This is a genomic window from Ralstonia sp. RL (genome assembly GCF_001683835.1).
Lineage (GTDB): Bacteria > Pseudomonadota > Gammaproteobacteria > Burkholderiales > Burkholderiaceae > Ralstonia > Ralstonia mannitolilytica.
In genome coordinates this window covers 1-17,768 of the sequence record NZ_LWRX01000226.1, presented here as the reverse complement: position 1 = coordinate 17,768, position 17,768 = coordinate 1, and the positions used below count along the sequence as shown (strand labels likewise).

Here is a 17,768-nt window from a genome sequence, read left to right as displayed (position 1 = left end):
CCCTACGATGACATGGCACAGACCAGACGGGGAGCCGCGCCATGTCCATCTTTGACGAGAACGAGCACCGCGAGGCGTTCTGGGAAACCGTGCGCCAGGCCATCGAGGCGCGCGAACAGGCCGACCGGGCGCGTCGCTCCGGCCGGATGACAGGGCTGGCAATCGGCCTGTCGGTGGCAGCCCTGGCCGTCGCACTCTTGGCGTGGCGGCGGCGCGCATCGGGCGACATCGCTTAGCACGGCCCGTCGCCCATCCCAGCCGGTGTGGAACCCCAGTTGCAAAATGGGCTTCGCACCGCTTACAATGAGAATGATTCTCATTCGTAAGGGCGCCGGATGCGGGCTGCATACGCGCGTCCGGTTGACCTTCCGGAGCGCGCATGCAGGCCGTCCAGTCCGATCCGCTGCACGACATCGATTCGCTTTACGCCGACCATAGCGCGTGGCTGTTCGCGTGGCTCAGCAAGAAGCTGGCGTGCCCAGAAGAGGCCGCGGATGTGCTGCATGACACCTTCATGCGCGTGTTGGACTGCCCGCGCCCGCTCGAGGGGGTGCGTGAGCCGCGCGCTTACCTGACCACGACCGCCAAGCACCTGATGATCGATCGCGCGCGTCGGCGGAAGGTGGAGGACGCTTGCCTCGATGCGCTGACGCTGCGCTGCGCGGCATCCGGTCATGCGCCCTCGCCGGAGCAGCACCTGGCCCAGGCGCAGGTGCTGCAGCGCACGAGCGCGGTGCTCGATACGCTGTCATCGAGTGCGCGCGAGGCGATCCGGCTGCGCTACATCGAGGGGCAGTCCCAGGCCTGCATTGCCGAGACGCTCGGCAAGTCGACGCGCATGGTGCGCAAGTACCTGGTGCAGGCAGCGGAGCGCTGCGCGATGGCGTAAGCAAAAAAAATCACAATCGAGTTCCGCTTTTGTGCTGTGGCTCGTCGATGTGCATGGAAACCTCACGCATCTTCCAACACATCATGCCAAAGCACATCAACACAACGGTTTTTCCATCTGAAACGACTGGCCATACGGCGCTGCGCCCCGTGGTGCTCGCCGCGCGGCTGACATGCGTGGCGCTGCTGGGGGCGGTGCTGCCCGTGCAAGTCATGGCGCAGGGTACGGCCGCCGAGGTCACGGCGACGCTGCCGGCCACAACGGCCGTCGGCCGCGGCGAGACGGCACAAAGCCCCGGCAAGGGCTTCGTTGCCAAACAGAGCGCGGCCGGCACCAAGACCGACACGCCGATCATCGAGACGCCCCAGTCGATTTCGGTGGTCACCCAGCAGCAGCTGGATGACCAGAAGCCGCGCGGCCTGTCAGAGGCACTCAACTACACGTCCGGCGCGTTCACGGCCCTGGTGGGTGCATCCAACCGTTACGACTACGTGGCGTTGCGCGGCTTCAATGACAGCAGCGTCGACAACACCTTGCTCGATGGCCTGCGCCTGATGAGCGACCAGGGCAGCTATAGCTCGTTCCAGATCGACCCGTATTTCCTGCAGCGCATCGATGTGCTGAAAGGGCCGGGCTCGATTCTCTATGGCCGCGCGTCGCCGGGCGGAGTGGTGGCGTTGACGAGCAAGAAGCCGCTGTTTCAGCCGTATCACGAGGTGGAAGTCACGGTGGGCAACCGGAATCGCCTGGAAGGTGCGTTCGACATCTCCGGTCCGGTCGACCAGAACGGCGTGATGGCCTTTCGCGTGACAGGTCTTGCGCGCGGCATGGACACACAGTTCGAGCACGTGCGCGAGCAGCGCTTTGCCATTGCGCCATCGCTAGCGATCAACTTCACGCCCGACACGCACTTGCTGCTGCAGGCCTACTTGCAGCATGACCCGGAGGGCGGCTACCACAGCGGCGTGCCGGCCGAAGGCAGCATCTTCCCGCGCAACGGCCGCTTCATCTCGCGGTACTTCTTCGATGGCGACCCGACGGTCGAGAAGTTCCGCCGCACCCAGCGCATGGTCGGCTATCAGTTCGAGCACGCGTTCAATGACCAGTGGACGGTGCGCCAGAATTTCCGTTATGTGTTCGGCGACACGCGCCTGCGCCAGATCTATGGCTACGGCTGGGCCAGCGCAGAGGAACTGACGCGCTACTACTCCGGCGCCAAGGAGGCCACGCACGCCTATACCGTCGACAATCAGCTCGAAGGCAAATTCACGACCGGCCCGGTCAGGCATACGATGCTGTTCGGCCTGGATTACCAGAAGCGCCATGTGGATGGCTTCTGGGAGTCCGGCAGTGCAGACCCGATCAACGCCTTCAACCCCGTGTACGGCAATCCGGGCCTCACTGGTGTCAGCGCAACGCCGATCGACCGCTGGCTCGAGCAGACTGGCCTGTACCTGCAGGACCAGATTGCCATCGATCGCTGGCGCTTCACGCTGGGCGTGCGCGAAGACCACGCCAAGGCATCGAATCTGTTTGGCGCAGGCACGCCCTCGGAGTGGAGCGGGTCGAAGTTCACCAAGCGCGCGGGCGTGGTCTACCTGTTCGACAACGGGATCGCCCCGTACTTCAGCTATGCCGACGGCTTCAACCCGAGCCTGCGGGCAGACCAGCAGGGCAACCTGCTGCAACCGGCGACGGCCAAGCAGTTCGAGGCCGGTGTCCGTTATCAGCCGAAGGGGTCGAGCACGATGCTGTCGGCAGCGGTGTTCAACCTGGATCAGGAAAACGTGGCGACGCGGCCTGTCGGGCAGATCTACTACCAGCCGAGCGGCAAGATCCGCACGCGCGGCCTGGAGCTGGAGGCGCGCACGCAGCTGACGGACACCGTGTCGGTGCTGGCCAACTACACGTTCACCAACATGAAGTTCATCGACTCGGCAGAGGGCTTCGTGGGCAACACGCCGTACCAGGTGCCACGCCATATGGCATCGGCATGGCTCGATTGGACCTTCTTGCCCGGCTACACCGCTGGCATGGGTCTGCGCTATGTCGGCACGAGCTGGGGTGACAACGCCAACAGCTTCAAGGTGCCGCCGTACACGCTGGTCGATCTGATGCTGCGCATCGACCTGGCGCGCTGGGATCCGTCACTCAAAGGTGCCAAGCTGCAATTGTCGGCGAAGAATCTCTTTAACAAGAATTACATGGCATCGTGCCTGAGCGATACCTATTGTTATTGGGGTGATGCGCGCAACGTGATGGCAACCATTTCGTACCAATGGTAATTCGGTTTTCTTCATACAGGCATCATATTTTACGTGTAGTATTCTGATTGTCCTGTCGCCCGGTAATGTCGATTCCGACGTTGCCGGGCATTCCAGGTCGATTCCCAATATCGCTTCGGCGATATTCCATGATCATTCAGCGGCCGGCATGCATCGGCCGTGATCCATTCCCCACCTGAATCCACCCAGCCTAGGCGCGGCCTGATGCCGCCAGCCGACGGAGAACGTGCGCGTTTATCCGGCCGGGGCGTTGCTGCCGTCGTTTTTCAATGCAGCCTTTGTAAAATCAGGAGGTTCAAGCGTGATGAAATCCGATGTTTATGACTTTATTGCAATCGGGTTGGGGCCATTCAATTTAAGTCTGGCTTGCCTGGTCGAGCCTATTGACGGATTGAATGGTTTATTCCTGGAGCGTGCGCAGGAATTCAATTGGCATCCTGGCATGCTGATCGATAATGCGACATTGCAGAATCCATTCCTGGCCGATCTCGTCAGCCTGGCAGACCCGCAAAGCCGGTTCAGCTTCCTGAATTACTGCAAGCAGGAAGGCAAGATCTATTCGTATTACATCCGCGAGAACTTCTATCTGAGCCGGGCGGAATACAACCGCTACTGCCAGTGGGTCATCGCGCAGCTCACCAGCGTGCGCTTCCACCACGACGTGCGCGCGCTGTCGTATGACGCGGCGCACGGCTGCTATGTCGTCAGCGGATGCCGCGGCGCGGGCCGCGAACCGTTCGTGCTGCGCGCCCGCAAGCTGGTGCTCGGCGTCGGGTCATCACCGTCGTTTCCCGCCTGCGTGCCGCGCGACGGGCACCGTTACCTTCATACCGCCGACTACATGGACATGCGGGAGACGCTGCGCGAGAAGCGCTCCATCACGATCGTCGGCAGCGGGCAGAGCGCGGCGGAGGTCTATTACGACCTGCTCAAGGAGAGCGACAAGCACGACTACAGCCTCGTGTGGATCACGCGCTCGCCGCGCTTCTTCCAGATGGAGAACACGAAGCTCACGCTCGAGATGATCTCGCCGGATTACATCGACTACTTCTTCAACCTGCCGGATGGCCGCAAGGAAAGCATCATCCGCAAGCAGGACAGCCTGTACAAGGGCGTGAACGCTAGCCTGATCAACCAGATCTACGATCTGCTCGATGACCGGCGCAAGACGGGGGCGTTGCGCACGCACCTGATCACCAACTGCGAGCTGCAGGCCTGCCGGTACAACGCCGCCACGGGCCGCTACGAGACCGAGTTCCAGCAGCTCGACACCGGCGCCCGTTACGCGCACCGCACCGAGGCCCTGGTCTTTGCCACGGGGTATGAGCAGAACATCCCGGCGTTCATCAGCGGCATCCGCCACCGTCTGCGCTGGGACGCGAAAGGCCGCTACCGGCTCTCGCGCAACTACGCCGCCGATTTCAACGGCAACGAGGTCTACGTCCAGAACGCCGGGCTGCACACGCACGGCCTGACCAACCCGGATCTCGGCATGAGCTGCTACCGCAACTCCTGCATCATCCGCGAGCTCACCGGGGTGGAGCACTACAAGATCGAGCAGCGCATCGCCATCCAGGACTTTGCGATTCCTGCCACGGGGGAGTTCATCCCGCTGGCGGCGAAGGCTCCCGCCACCGCGCCCGTTGAAGCCGCTGTCGAGGAGACTGCCGAGGTGGCGACATGACGTTGCGCCTTTACATCATCCTGATGACGACGTTTGCCGTCATCAGCGATGCGATCCTGATTCCGTTCTATCCGCAGTTCTTTGCCTCGCGCTACGGGTTGGAAAGCCCGGTGCACGTGGGCGCCTACGTGGCCGCCATTTCGATCGCGGTGATGTGCACGCTGCCCATCTGGGCGCGCGTGGCCCGGCGTGTGGAGCCGTTGCACCTGCTGGTCTACACGCAATGCGCGGCGGGCACGTTCAGTCTGCTCAGCGACTGGGCGCCTGACGTGGTGACGTACTGGGTGCTGTCGATGCTGATGTTCATGTGCAAGAGCAGCTACCTGCTGATGTATCCGTACATGATGCGGCTCACGCCCAAGGACCAGCACGCTGCCACGGTCGGCATCCTCTCGGTGGTGGTGCACTTCGGTGCCATCTTCGGCGCCGTGGTGGGCGGCTTCGTGCTGCAGGCGTGGGGGCCGCGCGCCAGCATCGTCGCCATGGCCGCTGGGGATTTCTTCCAGATGGGCGTGTGCCTGTACCTGATTCGCAGCGGCAAGATCGTGCGCGTCAATTCGGGCGAGCACGCGGCGGTGGACGATCCGCAAGCACCCCGCGCGCGCTGGCGGGATCGCCTGCCGATCCTGCGCCTTGCGCTGGTGATGCTGGTGTTCGACTTCAGCGCATACCTGATACGCCCGTTTTTCGCGGTGTACTGGCAGCGGGTGTCGGGCGTCGACAGCGAGTTGGTTTCAGGCATGGCATTTGCCATTCCGGGCGTCGTCGCCATCGTTGCGCTGCGTCTGCATGCGCGCATCCGCGCGCGAGGCGGCCAGTTGCCCGACCACACACTGGGCAACCTCCTGCTTGGCACGTTGGGCCTGCTGCTGCACGCGGCGCCTCACCCTGCGCTGATCGTGCTTGGCCGCGTGCTGTACGGCTGGGCGCTGTTCCAGATCATCGTGAAGCTCGAGGTGAACCTGTTCCGGCTCTCCACACCGCAACGCTACGCGCACGACTACAGCATCACCAACTTCTTCCAGAACCTGGGCGTGCTGCTGTCTTCGTTTGCGGCGGGGGCGATCGTCGATCGCTACGGACTGCACGTGCCGTTTCTGTTGGCCGCCGGTGGCTTCGTGCTGACGGCGCTGCTGGACCGCCTGATTCTGAACGTGCCCAGCGCCAGCCATGCAGCCGAAGCGGGCAGGGCATCGGAGCCCAGCAGCCTGGAGGCGCCAGCCCATGCAAACTGAACACACCATCCACCGCCGCGCCGATGCCGCGCATCGGCCGTACACCGATGCACAGGGCTACACCTTCCGCCTGCTGCGCATTCCGGAAGACATCCCGACGCTGCATCGCTGGTTCCAGCCCGAGCGCGCATCGTTCTGGCTCATGCGCGACAAGACCGAGGCTGAGATCGCACAGATCTACCAGGATCTGATGGACTCGGGCCACGCGACCGCCTACCTCGTCTGGCAGGGCGGCCGCCCGGTCTTCCTGGCCGAGTGCTACGACCCTGCACACGACCGCATCCGCGCGTTCTACGACGTGCAGCCAGGTGACCTCGGCATGCACATCTTCGTCGGGCCGCCGGAGGTTCGGGTGGCCGGCTATACGCGCACGGTGTTCTTCGCCCTCATGCGCTTCATGTTCGAACACCTGGGTGCCGCGCGCATCGTGGTGGAGCCCGACGCCAACAACGAACGCATCCATGCCATCAACCGCGCGGCCGGTTTCGTCTACGGCCGCAACGTCGCATTTACCGAAAAGATCGCCAGCCTCGCCTTCTGCACCCGGCGGGATTTTGAACAGGCCACCGCCGCCATCGCTTAAGAAAGGATTTGCCATGAACGTGACCCTCCAGAACCATCTCTCGCAACACCCGGCGCAGGCTGCGGCCCATCTCACCCCCGAGGTTTGGGCGCAGGCCAACCGCCTGTTGCTGCGCAAGGCGATTGCCGAATACGCGCACGAGATCATCCTCGAACCCGAGCACCTGCGAGACACCACCGACGGCTTTGCGCTGTACCAGGTGTTCTCCGACGACGGCAAGGTGTGCCACCAGTTCGAAGCCCAGCGCCTGGCGCTGCGGCACTGGTCCATCAAGCCCGAGTCGATCCGGCGTCTGGCGGACGGAGTTGAGCAGCCGCTCGACGCGCTGCAGTTCATCATCGAATGCCGGCAGCGCCTCGGCATTCGCGACGATCTGCTGCCGATCTACCTCGACGAGATCAGCAGCACGCTCTTCGGCAGCGCCTACAAGCGGATGAAGGCCGATGCCCCGAGCAGCGCGCAACTGGCCGAGGCCACCGACTTCCAGACCATCGAGGTGGCCATGATGGAAGGGCACCCCGGCTTTGTCGCCAACAACGGGCGGCTGGGCTTCAATGCGGTCGACTATCAGGCCTACGCGCCGGAAGCCGGCTCCGACATCCGCGTCATCTGGCTGGCCGTGCACAAGGACCACGCCACGCCGTCGACGCTTTCCACGCTGAGCTATGCGCAGCTGCTGGCCGAAGAACTCGGCCAGGAGACGGTGGATGACTTCACGCGCCAGGTGGCCGCCAAGGGCGTCGACCCGGCCGACTATCACTTCATGCCCGCGCACCCGTGGCAGTGGTTCAACAAGCTCTCCATCGCGTTTGCCGGCTACGTGGCGCAGCGCAAGATCATCTGCCTCGATTACAGCGCCGACCACTACATCGCGCAGCAGTCCATTCGTACGTTCTTCAATACGAGCGACCGCACCAGGCGCTATGTGAAGACGTCGCTCTCGATCCTGAACATGGGCTTCATGCGCGGGCTGTCGCCGTACTACATGTCGGGCACCCCGGCCATCAACGAGTTCATCAAGGGGCTGGTGGCCGATGACGCCTTCCTGCGCGAGAACGGTTTCACCATCCTGCAGGAAGTTGCCGCGATCGGTTTTCGCAACTTCTATTACGAGGCCGCCATTCCGGTGGATACGCCGTACAAGAAGATGTTCTCCGCGCTGTGGCGCGAGAACCCGCTGCCGTTGCTCAGGCCGGGTGAGCGCCTGATGACGATGGCCGCGCTACTGCACGTCGACAAGGATGGCGTTGCGCTGATGCCCGAGCTGATCCGCCGGTCGGGCCTGCCGGCCATCACCTGGGTGCGCCGCTACCTGCAGGCCTATCTGACTCCGCTGCTGCATTGCTTCTACGCGTATGAGCTGAGCTTCATGCCGCACGGCGAAAACCTCATCCTCGTCATGGACGACTACGTGCCTGTGCGCGCCATCATGAAAGACATTGCGGAGGAGTCAGCCATCCTAGACATCAAGGCGCGCGAGTGGCTGCCCGAGCGCGTGCAGCGCCTGGCCGTGGAGGTGCCCGACAACTTCAAGCTGCTCGGCATCTTCATCGACGTGTTCGACGGTGTGCTGCGCCACATCAACCACGTGCTGGTGGAAAACCACTGCTGCACGGAAGACCAGTTCTGGGGCGCGGTGGCCGACTGCGTGTACGACTACCAGGACGCCCATCCGGAGCGCGCTGCCAAGTACGCGCACTACGACATGTTCGTGCCCGAGTTCCTGCACTCGTGCCTGAATCGTCTGCAGCTCGGCAACAATGTCCAGATGGTGAACCTGGCCGATCCGGCATCGAGCCTGAAGATGGCCGGCAACCTGGTCAACCCGATCGCCAAGTTCCGTCGCGCAGCGCCCCAGGCTGCGCCGGTCGAGGCGGTGGAAGCGGCTGCGTGACAAGCGTCATGCCGGCGTTTGCCCAGGAACTGGTCGGCTTCGGCGACGTGGTCGCGCGCGCGTGGTTTGCGTCGCCGATGCCCGATCCCGGCCTCGCTCGCACCTTCGAAACCGTGCGCCGCGTGGTGCCGAGCCTGCGTGGCGAGCAGGGCGGCGCGGTGCCGGCCGGTGCGTTGCGGGTTGGTGAAACCAGCGCATTGCAGGGCCTGTGCGACCACTGGGCGCGTGCGCATCCGGAGGCGGGCAAGCATTACCTTGCGCTGCGGTGCTGGGGGTTGGCGATCTGGCAGCCGATTTATGCCTGCGTGATCGCCGTCCATCTCGATGCGCCGGTGCCGCGCCTCGCGGGTCTCGCGCAACCCGTGAAGAGCGGCTTCCCGAGCGGCATGCATCTGCCGACGCATGTGCCGCTCGATGGCACGTTTGCCCGGCGGATGGATGCGGCGGCGGAAGAGCTCCGCCAGTTCTGCGCAGCGATGCGCCGTGCACTCCAGCCCATGATTGCGCTGCACGATCGCGCTGCCGATCGGCTGCAGGCGGAATGCGTGCTCGGCGCGCTCATGGCCGTCCGCCCGCATGTGGCCATGTCGGACGCCGCGGTCGTTGACGCCGGGCAGGCATGGCTCAGCAGGCTGGGCATCGAAGGCGGCTGCGGCTTCTTCGCCTACCGCGCCCGCGATGGCACGCCGGCGCTGGCGCTTGATCGCAAGGTCTGCTGCCACCACTTCCGCCGTCGCGACGGCGAGAAATGCAGCACCTGCCCAAAACTCTCCATCGACGCGCGCATCGCCCGCCTGCTGGCCGAGGTGCCGTAGCGCGCGTCTCGTTCAACTGCCAACCATGTTGGAGCCCCGATGACCGATATCGGACGCCTGGCCCACGTGATGCCAGCGCATACCCAGTTGCCTGTCGCCGCCTACTTTGACGACGATCTGTTCGCGCTCGAACTCGACACCATCTTCAAGCAATCCGCCTGCTATGTCGGCAACGAGAAAGCCGTGCCGGAACCGGGCGACTGGCGCCGTCTTGCCCATGAGGGCGGCGGACGCGTGCTGGTGCGCAATGCCGGCGGCGTCGAGCTGATGTCGAACGTCTGCCGCCACCGGCAGGCGCTCATCCTCGGCGGCGAGGCCGGCAACGTCGCCGGCCCTGCCAATGTCACCGGCAATCTTCGCGCGGCGGGCGGCAACATCGTTTGCCCGCTGCACCGCTGGACCTACACCGATCGCGGTGAGCTGATCGGAGCCCCGCAGTTCGGCAGCACGCCGTGCAAGAACCTGCAGCGCTTCACGCTGCGCAACTGCCATGGGCTGCTGTTCGAAGGCCCGCGTGATCCGGCACGCGACATGGCGCCGTTGTTCGCGCGCCCGGAGTTCAACTTCGCCGACTACGTCCTCGACCACGTCGAGGTGCACCAGTGCAACTACAACTGGAAGACCTTCATCGAGGTTTATCTGGAGGACTACCACGTCGCGCCGTTTCACCCGGGACTGGGCCACTTCGTCACGTGCGACAACCTGGAGTGGGAGTTTGCCGACTGGTACAGCATGCAGCGCGTGGGCATCCACCAGGCGCTGAGCCAGCCCGGATCGGACGTGTACAGCGCATGGCATGACCGGCTGCTCGATTACCGTTGCGGCACATCGCCCGATTTCGGTGCCATCTGGGTGACGTACTTCCCGACCCACATGATCGAACTGTATCCGCATGTGCTGGTGCTCTCGACGTTGTATCCGAAGGGCCCGCAGGACACCGTCAACGTGGTCGAGTTCTACTACCCGGAAGAGATCGCCGCGTTCGAGCGCGAGTTTGTCGAAGCGCAGCGCGCGGCCTACATGGAAACGTGCGTCGAAGACGACGAGATCGGCGAGCGCATGGATGCCGGCCGCCGCGCATTGATGGCGCGCGGCGTGTCGGAAACCGGCCCGTACCAGTCGCCACTGGAAGATGGCATGCGGCATTTCCATGCGTGGTACCGCCGCATCATGGGCACGCTGCCCATTGCCGACGTGTGACCGGCAGGGGCGCGAATGGAGGGCATGCAGCGGTACAATCCGCTGCTTCCTTCCAGGGTGTTTCATGCCACGCGGCCTCGTTCTCGCCACGCCTCAGCTCACGCCGGACGGCACGCCGTTCTCCGCCGAGTACGACGACGTCTATCACAGCACTGAAGGCGGCCTGGCACAGGCACGGCACGTCTTTCTGGGCGGCAACGGACTGCCGGGGGCATGGCAGAGCAAGGGCGCATTCACCATCGTCGAGACCGGTTTCGGCCAGGGCCTGAACTTCCTGGCGACCTGGGCCGCGTGGCGCGATGACCCGCAGCGTTGCGCCCGGCTCGATTTCGTTTCCATCGAGAAGCATCCGTTCGATCGCCCGGGCCTGTCGGTCGTGCACCCGAAGCACGGAGCGCTTGCGCCACTGGCCGAGCAATTGCGGCAGGGGTGGCCCGTGCCGGTACCGGGCGTCCATCGCCTCGCATTCGAGCAAGGCCGCGTCACGCTGACGCTGCTGTTGGGCGATGCGATGGACATGCTGCCGCAACTCGCCTGCGCGGCCGACGCGTTCTATCTGGACGGCTTCTCGCCCGCCAAGAACCCGGACCTGTGGCAGCCGCGCGTGTTCAAGCAGCTCGCCCGCATTGCGCGCGCCGGTGCCACGCTCGCCACATATACCGCGGCGGGGTTCGTGAGGCGAGGGCTGCAGGAAGCCGGCTTCGAGGCGCGCAAGGCGTCCGGTTTCGGCACCAAGCGCGACATGACGGTCGCCCGGTTTCCGACGCACTGGCGCACGCGGCGCGGGCCGGCCGAAGCGCCGCTCTGGAGCGAGCGCCATGCCATCGTGCTGGGCGCCGGGCTCGCGGGCTGCTCCGTCGCCGAGCGCCTTGCCGCGCGCGGTTGGCGCATCACGCTCATCGATGCCAACGAGGGCCCCGCGCGCGGCACGTCGGCGCATCGGGCAGCTGCCATGCATCCGCATGTGTCCATCGACGACAGCGTGCTGTCCCGCCTCTCACGCGCGGGCAACCTGCTCGCGCGCCGCCACTGGGCAGCGCTCGACCAGGCCGGCTTTGCCACAGGCTTTCAGGCGACCGGCGTATTGCAGCTCGCCGAGAGCGCCGACGATGCCATCGAGCAGCAGCGCGTCGTACAGGCGCTCGGCTATCCCGCCGACTACATCACATGGCTCGATGCCACCCAAGCTGCCGAGCATGTCGGCGCGAGTGTGCCGCGCGGCGGCTGGTGGTTCGCGCAGGCAGGCTGGGTCGCGCCGCCCGACGTGTGCAGCGCCGCCTTGGCCGCCGCGGGCGGCGCCATCGAAGCGCATTGGAAGACGCGGGTGGAGGCGCTTGTGCAGGATGGCGCCCGATGGCAGATGCTGGACACCGAAGGCCGGGTGATTGCCGCGGCGCCGGTCGTCGTTCTCGCCAACGGTGTGGATGCCGCACGGCTGGCACCCCTGGCGTCGGCGTCACTCAAGCCGGTGCGCGGCCAGCTCACCGATGTTCCGATCGACGCGTTGCAACCGCACGTCGCGTGGCCCAGGGCGGTCGTCTGCGGCGACGGCTACCTGCTGCCCGCCGAGCCGGGCGCCGAGACCGTGCGGATCGGGTCTTCATTCCAGCCCGGCGACGTCGACCTTGCCGAGCGCGTTGCCGATCACGCGGCCAATCTTCAGCGCGCGGCGCGTCTGCAGCCAGCGCAAGCCGATGCCCTGGCGCGCGTCGACCCCGCACGGCTGCGCGGCTATGTCGGCTTGCGCTGCGTGTCGGCCAACCGGCTTCCGCTGATAGGCCCGGTTCCGGACGAAGCGGCGGCCGCGGCGCCCGGTTTTCGCCTGCGCGGGCCGCATGCGGCCGTGCCGCGTGTGCCGGGGCTGTACGCCGCGCTGGCCTATGGCTCGCGCGGCCTCACATGGTCGGTACTGGGCGCGGAGCTCCTCGCGGCACAGATCGACGGCGGACCGCTGCCGCTGGAAGCCGACCTGGCCGCAGCGCTCGACCCACGCCGTTTCATCCTGCGCGCGCTGCGCCACGGGCAGGGCGCCACCCGCGCTGAAACGGACCCCGCGGGCACGCTCGACTAGCGCACGATCTGTAGGGCTTTTCCAAGCGTTCCGACCCAAAAATCAGGGCTGGCGAGCGTTCCATGCCATAATATGCGTTTTGCGTTTGCCAGCCCGAACGCGCCCATTGCACCGTTCAAGCCGCCCATGCGGCCCGCGCGTCGCATTCGGTGCAAGCCCGGCAAGACCAAGAACTGAACCACGGCTGCTGCTGGCGCTGCGCCGTTCGACGCAACTTTCTTCTGAATCTGGAATTACGACCATGTCGACTGTCATTGAAAACCTCGGCAAACTCGATCGCAAGGTGACCCTGGCCGTCCCGAAGGCCGAAGTGGAGCAAGAGAAGCAAAGCCGTCTGGCGCGTCTGTCCAAGACCGTCAAGATGTCCGGCTTCCGCCCGGGCAAGGTGCCGATGAAGATGGTCGAAAAGCAGTACGGCCAGCAGGTTGAACTCGAGGTGCGCTTCGACAAGGCCGCCCGCCAGTTCTTCGACATCACGAACCAGCAGGGCGTGAAGGTTGCCGGCCAACCGCGCTTCGAACTGAAGACCGAAGGCGTGGCCGATGACCAGTTCGCCTTCGACGCCACCTTCGAGGTGTATCCGGAGGTGAAGATCGGCGACCTGGCCGGTGCAGAACTGACCCGCACCAAGACCGAGATCACCGACGCCGAAATCGACAAGACCATCGACATCCTGCGCAAGCAGCGCGTGCACTACCACCCGCGCGGCGAGGCCGGCGAGCACGGTGACGGCGGCGAAGCCGTCGCCCAGAACGGCGACCGCGTGACGGTGGACTTCGTCGGCACGATCGACGGCGTGGAGTTTGCCGGCGGCAAGGCCGAAGGCTTCAGCTTCGTGCTCGGCGAGGGCCGCATGCTGCCCGAGTTCGAGCAAGCCACGCTGGGCCTGAAGCGGGGCGAGTCGAAGACCTTCCCGCTGGCCTTCCCCGAGGACTACCACGGCAAGGACGTTGCCGGTAAGACCGCCGAGTTCACCGTCACGCTCAAGCAAGTCGAGTGGGCGCACCTGCCGGAAGTCAACGCGGCCTTCGCGCAATCGCTGGGCATCGCCGACGGCAACCTCGACAAGATGCGCGCCGACATCCGCGAAAACCTGGAGCGTGAAGTCAAGCGCCGCACGCACGCGCTGCTCAAGGATCAGGTGATGGAAGCGCTGCTGAAGGTGGCCGAGCTGGACGTGCCGAAGTCGTTGGTCGAGCAAGACCAGGAGCGTCTGGTGGAAATGGCCCGCCGCGATCTGGAAGCGCGCGGCATGCCGAATGCCAAGAACATGCCGATCCCGGCCGAGATGTTTGCGCAGCAGGCCGAGCGCCGCGTGAAGCTGGGCCTGGTGCTGGCCGAAGTCGTGAAGGCCAACGGCCTGGAAGCGAAGCCGGAGCAGGTCAAGGCCGAGATCGAAGAGTTCGCCAAGAGCTACGAGGATCCGAAGGAAGTCATCCGCTGGTACTACGGCGACCAGCAGCGCCTGGCCGAGATGGAAGCCTACGTGCTCGAAAACAACGTGGTAAATTTTGTGTGCGACAAGGCCAAGGTCACCGACAAGACCGTGTCGTTCGAAGAGCTGACCGCCACGCCGGCGCAAGGCTGATTCGACCCGCTGAGTTTAAGCACCGGAGAACCGCATGATCCGCAATGAACTGATCGATCAACTCGCCCGCACCCAGGCTTCCGCGCTCGAAACGCAGGGGCTCGGTCTGGTGCCGATGGTGGTCGAGCAGTCTGGCCGCGGCGAGCGCGCCTATGACATCTACTCGCGCCTGCTCAAGGAGCGCGTGATCTTCATGGTGGGCGAGGTGAACGACCAGACTGCCAACCTCGTGGTGGCACAGCTGTTGTTCCTCGAAAGCGAGAACCCGGACAAGGACATCTCGCTGTACATCAACTCGCCCGGCGGGTCGGTGTCGTCCGGCCTGGCGATGTACGACACGATGCAGTTCATCAAGCCGGACGTGTCGACATTGTGCATGGGCATGGCCGCCAGCATGGGCGCCTTTCTGCTGGCAGCCGGTGCCAAGGGCAAGCGCCTGGCGCTGCCGAACTCGCGCATCATGATTCATCAGCCGCTGGGCGGTGCACGCGGTCAGGCTTCGGACATCGAAATCCAGGCCCGCGAGATTCTGTATCTGCGCGAGCGCCTGAACACGGTGCTCTCCGAGGTGACCGGCCAGCCGGTCGACAAGATTGCCCGCGATACCGATCGCGACAACTTCATGAGCGCCGAGCAGGCCAAGGAGTATGGCCTGATCGACCAGGTCATCAGCAAGCGCTGAAGTATCGGGAGGGCGCACGCGTGTGCACGGTAGCCGGTGTCGCGCGCGGCACACCGGCGGTTGCACCAAACATGTCAAGCGGTGTCAAAAACGAGGCTTCGCGCCTCGTTTTTGCTTTGTACAACACCTGCGGATCGTCGCCAGATAATTTGGCGTATGATGCTGCCAGGAACTACTGGTTATCGTTATGGCGGACAAGAAAGGCTCGACTGGCGAAAAGCTGCTGTACTGCTCGTTCTGCGGCAAGAGCCAGCATGAGGTCAAGAAACTGATTGCCGGCCCCTCGGTCTTCATCTGCGATGAATGTATCGACCTGTGCAACGAGATCATCCGGGATGAGGCCGCCATCTCCGAAAAGGAAGGTGGCCTGGCCGTCAAGTCCGACCTGCCCACGCCGCACGAGATTCGACAGAGCCTTGACCAATACGTGATTGGTCAGGAGCAGGCGAAGAAGATCCTGGCGGTTGCGGTCTACAACCATTACAAGCGTTTGAAGCACCTCGGCAAGAAGGACGATGTCGAGCTGTCCAAGAGCAACATTCTGCTCATCGGGCCGACCGGCTCGGGCAAGACCCTGCTTGCGCAAACGCTGGCACGTCTGCTGAACGTGCCCTTCGTCATCGCCGATGCCACCACGCTGACCGAAGCCGGCTACGTTGGCGAAGACGTCGAGAACATCATCCAGAAGCTGCTGCAGAACTGCAATTACGAGGTGGACAAGGCCCAGCGCGGCATCGTCTACATCGACGAGATCGACAAGATCTCGCGCAAGTCGGATAACCCTTCGATCACGCGGGATGTTTCCGGCGAAGGTGTGCAGCAGGCGTTGCTCAAGCTGATTGAAGGCACGATGGCGTCGGTTCCGCCGCAAGGTGGCCGCAAGCATCCTAACCAGGATTTCCTGCAAGTTGACACCACCAATATCCTTTTCATCTGCGGCGGGGCATTCGACGGTCTGGAGAAGATCATCATGCAGCGCTCGGACAAGACCGGCATCGGTTTTGGCGCGGAAGTGCAGAGCAAGGAAGAACGCGACGTCAACGAAGTGCTGCCCCAGGTGGAGCCGGAAGACCTGATCAAGTTCGGCCTGATTCCCGAGCTGATCGGCCGTCTGCCCGTGGTGGCGACGCTGGCCAAGCTCGATGAGGCAGCCCTCATGGAGATTCTGGTCGAGCCGAAGAATGCAATCGTCAAGCAGTATCAAAAGCTGCTGGCGATGGAAGGGGTGGAGCTGGAAATCCGTCCAAGCGCGCTGACGGCGATTGCCCGCAAGGCGATCAAGCGCAAGACGGGGGCGCGCGGTCTGCGTTCCATCGTCGAGCATGCGCTGATGGATGTGATGTATGACCTCCCTAACCACAAGGGCGTGCAGAAGGTGGTGATCGACGAGAGCACGATCTCCGGCGACGGCAAGCCCCTGCTGATTTACGAAGAGCAGCCCAAGGTTGCAGGTTCCAACTGAGAGCCGGCTCACGGCCCCACCGGGGCTGTGCTGGTTCTGACGCGAATGCTCGGCCGGGATGCGCCGTATGCGTCCCATGCAGGAAGCCGTTCGCACGCGAGCGGCTTTTTTTGCTTCGGGAAACCGGGTCGGCATGCGACTTGCAGCAACGGTCTTGTAAAAACGTTGCCGCGCCCAATTTAGCCCTTACATGACTTTCTGGGGAAAATAATGTCCGGAACCCAACTTTTACCCGCTGAGCAGATTCGCCTGCCGCTGTTGCCGCTGCGTGACGTGGTGGTGTTTCCGCACATGGTGATTCCGCTGTTCGTGGGGCGCCCCAAGTCCATCAAGGCGCTCGAAGCCGCGATGGAGGCGGGCAAGAGCATCATGCTGGTTGCCCAGAAGACGGCGGCCAAGGATGAGCCGACCGATAAGGACCTCTACGAGGTCGGCTGTATCGCCAACATCCTGCAGATGCTGAAGCTGCCGGACGGCACCGTGAAGGTGCTGGTCGAGGGCACGCAGCGCGCCAACATCCTGTCCGTCACCGACGACGAATCGCACTTTTTCTGCGAAGCCGTGCCCGTCGGTCCGGAGCCCACTGAATCGGCCGAGACCGAGGCGCTGCGTCGCGCCATCGTGTCGCAGTTCGATCAGTACGTGAAGCTGAACAAGAAGATTCCGCCGGAGATCCTGACCTCGCTGTCGGGCATCGACGAGCCGGGTCGCCTGGCGGATACGATCGCCGCGCATCTGCCGATCAAGCTCGAGCAGAAGCAGAAGATCCTCGAGATGTTCAACGTGACCGAACGTCTGGAGAGCCTGCTGTCGCAGCTGGAAGGCGAGATCGACATCCTGCAGGTGGAAAAGCGCATCCGCGGCCGCGTCAAGCGCCAGATGGAAAAGAGCCAGCGCGAGTACTACCTCAACGAGCAGGTCAAGGCCATCCAGAAGGAACTGGGCGAAGGCGAAGAAGGCGCCGATCTTGAAGAGCTGGACAAGAAGATCAAGGCCGCCCGCATGCCGAAGGAGGCCAAGAAGAAGGCCGAGTCCGAGTTCAAGAAGCTCAAGCTGATGTCGCCGATGTCGGCCGAGGCAACCGTCGTGCGCAACTACATCGACACGCTGGTCGGCTTGCCGTGGCGCAAGAAGAGCAAGGTCAACAATGACCTGGCGAACGCCGAGCAGGTGCTGGATCAGGATCACTACGGTCTGGAGAAGGTCAAGGAACGCATTCTCGAGTACCTCGCAGTGCAGCAGCGCGTCGAGAAGGTGAAGGCGCCGATCCTGTGCCTGGTGGGGCCGCCGGGCGTCGGTAAGACTTCGCTGGGCCAGTCGGTGGCGCGTGCGACGAACCGCAAGTTCGTGCGCATGGCGCTGGGTGGCGTGCGCGACGAG

The 17,768-nt window shown here is 64.1% G+C and carries 14 protein-coding genes; all 14 read left to right on the top strand.

Annotation, left to right across the window (positions count from 1 at the left end; all coding sequences use genetic code 11):
* The first annotated feature begins 41 nt into the window (after nt 1-41).
* Nucleotides 42-236, top strand: a complete 195-nt coding sequence (locus A6M56_RS20820) for a hypothetical protein (protein WP_045786909.1) — start codon at nt 42-44, stop codon at nt 234-236.
* Between the two features lie 143 nt (nt 237-379).
* Nucleotides 380-889 (top strand): sigma-70 family RNA polymerase sigma factor, encoded by a 510-nt coding sequence (locus A6M56_RS20815; RefSeq protein WP_045786908.1) that lies wholly within the window; start codon nt 380-382, stop codon nt 887-889.
* A gap of 83 nt (nt 890-972) precedes the next feature.
* Nucleotides 973-3,174, top strand: a complete 2,202-nt coding sequence (locus tag A6M56_RS20810) for a TonB-dependent siderophore receptor (protein WP_233902575.1) — start codon at nt 973-975, stop codon at nt 3,172-3,174.
* Between the two features lie 304 nt (nt 3,175-3,478).
* Complete coding sequence (locus A6M56_RS20805; protein ID WP_102079836.1) at nt 3,479-4,858, top strand: lysine N(6)-hydroxylase/L-ornithine N(5)-oxygenase family protein; 1,380 nt, start codon at nt 3,479-3,481, stop codon at nt 4,856-4,858.
* The gene (locus A6M56_RS20800) at nt 4,855-6,093 is read left to right on the top strand and encodes an MFS transporter (protein ID WP_102079835.1); all 1,239 of its coding nucleotides are present in this window, start codon (nt 4,855-4,857) and stop codon (nt 6,091-6,093) included. The genes A6M56_RS20805 and A6M56_RS20800 overlap by 4 nt, the downstream gene beginning before the upstream one ends.
* The gene (locus A6M56_RS20795) at nt 6,083-6,676 is read left to right on the top strand and encodes a GNAT family N-acetyltransferase (protein WP_045786905.1); all 594 of its coding nucleotides are present in this window, start codon (nt 6,083-6,085) and stop codon (nt 6,674-6,676) included. The genes A6M56_RS20800 and A6M56_RS20795 overlap by 11 nt, the downstream gene beginning before the upstream one ends.
* A 13-nt stretch (nt 6,677-6,689) precedes the next feature.
* Nucleotides 6,690-8,570 (top strand): IucA/IucC family protein, encoded by a 1,881-nt coding sequence (locus tag A6M56_RS20790; protein WP_102079834.1) that lies wholly within the window; start codon nt 6,690-6,692, stop codon nt 8,568-8,570.
* Nucleotides 8,567-9,385: a siderophore ferric iron reductase gene (locus A6M56_RS20785; RefSeq protein WP_145997190.1), complete on the top strand. Its 819-nt coding sequence runs from the start codon at nt 8,567-8,569 to the stop codon at nt 9,383-9,385. The genes A6M56_RS20790 and A6M56_RS20785 overlap by 4 nt, the downstream gene beginning before the upstream one ends.
* Nucleotides 9,386-9,424: 39 nt before the next feature.
* The gene (locus A6M56_RS20780; RefSeq protein ID WP_062738519.1) at nt 9,425-10,585 is read left to right on the top strand and encodes an aromatic ring-hydroxylating oxygenase subunit alpha; all 1,161 of its coding nucleotides are present in this window, start codon (nt 9,425-9,427) and stop codon (nt 10,583-10,585) included.
* Nucleotides 10,586-10,649: 64 nt separating this feature from the next.
* Nucleotides 10,650-12,656, top strand: a complete 2,007-nt coding sequence (gene mnmC, locus A6M56_RS20775; protein WP_102079832.1) for a bifunctional tRNA (5-methylaminomethyl-2-thiouridine)(34)-methyltransferase MnmC2/FAD-dependent 5-carboxymethylaminomethyl-2-thiouridine(34) oxidoreductase MnmC1 — start codon at nt 10,650-10,652, stop codon at nt 12,654-12,656.
* A gap of 241 nt (nt 12,657-12,897) precedes the next feature.
* Nucleotides 12,898-14,244: a trigger factor gene (tig, locus tag A6M56_RS20770; RefSeq protein WP_062738521.1), complete on the top strand. Its 1,347-nt coding sequence runs from the start codon at nt 12,898-12,900 to the stop codon at nt 14,242-14,244.
* 34 nt (nt 14,245-14,278) lie between these two features.
* Entirely contained in the window at nt 14,279-14,926 is a 648-nt protein-coding gene (gene clpP, locus A6M56_RS20765) for an ATP-dependent Clp endopeptidase proteolytic subunit ClpP (protein ID WP_045786900.1), read from the top strand.
* A 187-nt stretch (nt 14,927-15,113) separates the two neighbouring features.
* Nucleotides 15,114-16,388, top strand: coding sequence for an ATP-dependent Clp protease ATP-binding subunit ClpX (gene clpX, locus A6M56_RS20760; protein WP_045786899.1), 1,275 nt, complete (start codon nt 15,114-15,116; stop codon nt 16,386-16,388).
* A 210-nt stretch (nt 16,389-16,598) separates the two neighbouring features.
* Nucleotides 16,599-17,768: LON peptidase substrate-binding domain-containing protein (locus tag A6M56_RS20755; protein ID WP_286758376.1), on the top strand; the 1,170-nt coding region annotated here is incomplete at its 3' end.

Coding starts and splice junctions, on each gene's coding strand:
- A6M56_RS20820 (WP_045786909.1), top strand. CDS start 42: ATGTCCATCTTTGACGAGAACGAGCACCGCGAGGCGTTCTGGGAAACC.
- A6M56_RS20815 (WP_045786908.1), top strand. CDS start 380: ATGCAGGCCGTCCAGTCCGATCCGCTGCACGACATCGATTCGCTTTAC.
- A6M56_RS20810 (WP_233902575.1), top strand. CDS start 973: ATGCCAAAGCACATCAACACAACGGTTTTTCCATCTGAAACGACTGGC.
- A6M56_RS20805 (WP_102079836.1), top strand. CDS start 3,479: ATGAAATCCGATGTTTATGACTTTATTGCAATCGGGTTGGGGCCATTC.
- A6M56_RS20800 (WP_102079835.1), top strand. CDS start 4,855: ATGACGTTGCGCCTTTACATCATCCTGATGACGACGTTTGCCGTCATC.
- A6M56_RS20795 (WP_045786905.1), top strand. CDS start 6,083: ATGCAAACTGAACACACCATCCACCGCCGCGCCGATGCCGCGCATCGG.
- A6M56_RS20790 (WP_102079834.1), top strand. CDS start 6,690: ATGAACGTGACCCTCCAGAACCATCTCTCGCAACACCCGGCGCAGGCT.
- A6M56_RS20780 (WP_062738519.1), top strand. CDS start 9,425: ATGACCGATATCGGACGCCTGGCCCACGTGATGCCAGCGCATACCCAG.
- mnmC (WP_102079832.1), top strand. CDS start 10,650: ATGCCACGCGGCCTCGTTCTCGCCACGCCTCAGCTCACGCCGGACGGC.
- tig (WP_062738521.1), top strand. CDS start 12,898: ATGTCGACTGTCATTGAAAACCTCGGCAAACTCGATCGCAAGGTGACC.
- clpP (WP_045786900.1), top strand. CDS start 14,279: ATGATCCGCAATGAACTGATCGATCAACTCGCCCGCACCCAGGCTTCC.
- clpX (WP_045786899.1), top strand. CDS start 15,114: ATGGCGGACAAGAAAGGCTCGACTGGCGAAAAGCTGCTGTACTGCTCG.